The organism is Rhodoplanes elegans, assembly GCF_016653355.1.
GTDB classification, from domain to species: domain Bacteria; phylum Pseudomonadota; class Alphaproteobacteria; order Rhizobiales; family Xanthobacteraceae; genus Rhodoplanes; species Rhodoplanes elegans.
Map to the genome: position 1 here is coordinate 1 of NZ_NHSK01000247.1, position 3,126 is coordinate 3,126.

A 3,126-nucleotide genomic window follows, 5' to 3' on the forward strand; every position below is an offset into this window, starting at 1 on the left:
CGGCGCCCTCGTTTCACCTCTCCCCGGCGGGGAGAGGTCGGGGCTCGCGCGGCAGCGCGAGGCCCGGGTGAGGGGGTGCCACCCTCTCGGTGAAGCAATCGGCGTCGGCTCCCCCTCACCCCAGCCCTCTCCCCGCTGGGGAGAGGGAGTCGCGCCGCGCTCGCCGCAATCTGAGAGTACCCCGGAGAGCAGAGCTGGTGACGAAGACGAAAATGCCCGCCTCGCGGCGGGCATTTTTGTTTCGTTCGTCCGCTGCGCGGGCGGGGCTGCGCCTCAGCGCGGCGCCGGTGCCGGCCTGGCGCCACCCGGGGCCGCCGGGCGGGCCGGCGGCTGCTCGGCGACCACCGGCAGGCCGGTGGCGTCGGCGACCGCCGTGCAGACGTCCTTGACGGTCTCGAAGTTCTTCGACGCGCCGACCTCGGCCGGCGCCGCCTGGCCGGTGGTGCCGCGGGCCGGCGGCTTGGCGGTGGCCGGCTTGGCGCTCGCCGGCTTCTGGGTCGGCAGCGCCGCCGCGGTGCGGGTCCAGGTCTGGCCGCCGCACAGGAAGCCGAGCACGCAGCCCTGCAGCTCGAGCTGGTCGGGGCTGGAAAGCCTGATGTTGGCCGAGTAGGTCTTGCCGTTCTGGGCGTTGTAGATCTCGCCATCCCAGCGGCCCGGCTGCTGCTGCTGCATGCCGAGCAGGATCGGCATGCCGAGCGTCGGCCGCGCGCGCTTGCCCGGATCCGGATTGTACTGGTCGATCCCGCCCGGCTCCTTCTCCCAGGAGACGAGGCCCCAGAGCTTGTTGCCGCAATTCTCGATGCGGACCTTGGCGACGCCGTCGGCGACCATCCATTCGCCGGTCGGGCCGGCGGGCTCGGCGGCGAGCGCTGGAGCGACGCCGAGCAGCAGTCCGGCGAGAGCCAGCCATCCGCTGCGGCCTGCACGCGTGGTGTCGATCATCGGTCGGCTCCAAACGGTGTTCATGTGCACACGGTGTTCGTGTGCAAGCGGTGTTCGTGTGAACGTCGGTCCCCCGGGTCTTCAACACGCCAAAATCGACGAAACCTTGGCACCACGGCGGTTTTCGCGGCCGCCCGCGGCCCGTTTTCGCGCCACTCCGGGTCGGCCCGGCTCAGCCGGCGAAGCCGCCGGCGTCGAGAAACGCCTGCTCGTCGGCCGTGGTCTGCCGCCCGAGCAAGGGGTTGCGATGGGGGAAGCGGCCGAAGCGGCGGATAATGTCGGCATGCACCTCGGCGTGGTGCACGCCCTCGGCGTCGTCGGCCGCCCGGCACAGCGCGACGCAGCGCTCCTGGTCGGCGAGCGCCTCGGAATGCATGTGCGGCAGATAGAAGAACCGCCTGACCGGGTTGTCGAAGGCCCGGTCGAAGCCGCGCGCGATCGCCCGCTCGGCGATCGCCAGGGCCTGCGGATCGGTCGCGAAGGCCTGCGGCGACCCGCGAAACATGTTGCGGGGGAACTGGTCGAGCAGGAGCAACAGCGCCAGCGCGCCGTCGGCCGTCTCCTCCCACGCCGCCAGCCGGCCGTCGGCCGCGGCCGCATGGGCCGCGCCGAAGCGTCGCCGGATCTCGTCGTCGAGCGCCAGATCCTTGACGAACCAGCGCGCCGGCCCGAGCCCGAGCCACCACGCGCTGATCTCGGTCGGCGTCGGCAGGCCGGCGGCGCCGGCGGGATCGGAAGCGCTCATGATCGGCTCACCGGTCGATGCCGCCGAACGGCACCAGCGGATTGTCCACCAGGGCGGTGCGGTCCGGCCGGTCCGGCCCGACCGCCGACAGGAAGGCGGCGAACAGCTCGCGGATACGCGCCTCGGCGATGTCGCGGACGATCAGCACGAGGCGGGTGCGCCGGTCGTCGTCCGGCCAGGCGGCGAGCTGCGCCGGCGGATGGAAGACGTGCTGGACGCCGTGGATCACCATCGGGGCGTCGGGCTGCTCGGCGAGCTTGACGATGCCCTTGAGGCGCAGCAGCTCCGGCCCGTGCACGGAGCGCAGAAGCTCGAGGAACATGTCGAAGGCGGCGGCCGGCACCGCCTCGTCGGTCGACAGCGTGAAGGCCCGGATGTGATCGTCGTGGCGGTTCGGGTCGTGGCCGTGATGGCCGTGATGATGGTGGCCGTGGCCGTTCCGGCCCGCAGCATGGCCGTGCGGCGCGTGGCCGTGCCCGTCGTGAGCATCATCGTCGTGATCGTGATCGTCGTGATCGTGATCGTGATCGTCGTGATGCTCGTCGTGGTGGCCGTGCGGCGGCTCGACCGCCTCGGCGGCGAGCCAGCGGCGCACGTCCACGGTCTTGGTCGCCGGGTCGTAGAGGCCGCAGTCGAACAGCCGCGCGGGCGCTGCGTCCGCCACCGGAATCTGCGGCGCCGCCGGGTTGAGGGTCGCGAGCCGCGCCGCGAGCCGGGAAAAGCCGGCGCGGCGCTCCGCCGTGTCGAGGAGATCGGTCTTGCTGATCACCAGCCGGTCGGCGACGGCGGCCTGCTTCACGGCCTCCGGATGCGCGTCGAGGGTCGCGGCGCCGTTGACGGCGTCGACCACCGTGATCACGCCGTCCAGCCGGAACCGCATGACCAGATACGGGTGCACCATCAGGGTGTGCAGGATCGGGGCCGGATCGGCGAGCCCGGTCGTCTCGATCACCACGCGATCGAACGCCAGGCGGCCGTTGTCGCGGTCGCGCAGCAGGCTCTCCAGCGCGGTGACGAGGTCGCCCCGCACCGTGCAGCACAGGCAGCCCGTGGAGAGCATCACGACGCCGTCGCGCACCGGCCGGACCAGCAGATGGTCGAGGCCGATCTCGCCGAACTCGTTGATCAGCATCGCCGTGCCGGCGAGCGCGGGGTCGCGCACGAGGCGGTTGAGCAGCGTGGTCTTGCCGGCACCGAGGAAGCCGGTCAGCACGGAAAGCGGCAACGGGGCGACCGGGCCCCGCATCCGCTGATCGAAAGGTTCGGTCATTGGGTCCGCGTGGAGGAGGATTTTTCGGTGCCGTCGGTCGACTTGGCGCCCGGAGCAGCCACTGGGCGTGCGGCCACCGGCTTGGCCGGCGCCGCGGCCGACCCGGCGGCGGCGGATTTCGGCGCGCTGCCCGCCGGCTTCGGCTTGTCGCCGGAGGTCGCGGCCGGGC

At 72.4% G+C, this 3,126-nt stretch carries 3 protein-coding genes; all 3 read right to left on the bottom strand.

The genetic code is table 11. From position 1 onward, the window contains the following. Nucleotides 1-273: 273 nt before the first annotated feature. Nucleotides 274-942 carry a DUF2147 domain-containing protein gene (locus CCR97_RS27100; RefSeq protein ID WP_201160052.1) on the bottom strand — a complete coding sequence of 223 codons (669 nt, stop codon included), beginning with the start codon at nt 940-942 and terminating at the stop codon, nt 274-276. 172 nt (nt 943-1,114) lie between these two features. Continuing rightward, nucleotides 1,115-1,687, bottom strand: a complete 573-nt coding sequence (locus tag CCR97_RS27105; protein WP_111360208.1) for a DUF924 family protein — start codon at nt 1,685-1,687, stop codon at nt 1,115-1,117. Between the two features lie 7 nt (nt 1,688-1,694). Continuing rightward, nucleotides 1,695-2,957, bottom strand: coding sequence for a CobW family GTP-binding protein (locus CCR97_RS27110; RefSeq protein ID WP_201160053.1), 1,263 nt, complete (start codon nt 2,955-2,957; stop codon nt 1,695-1,697). Nucleotides 2,958-3,126: the final 169 nt, after the last annotated feature.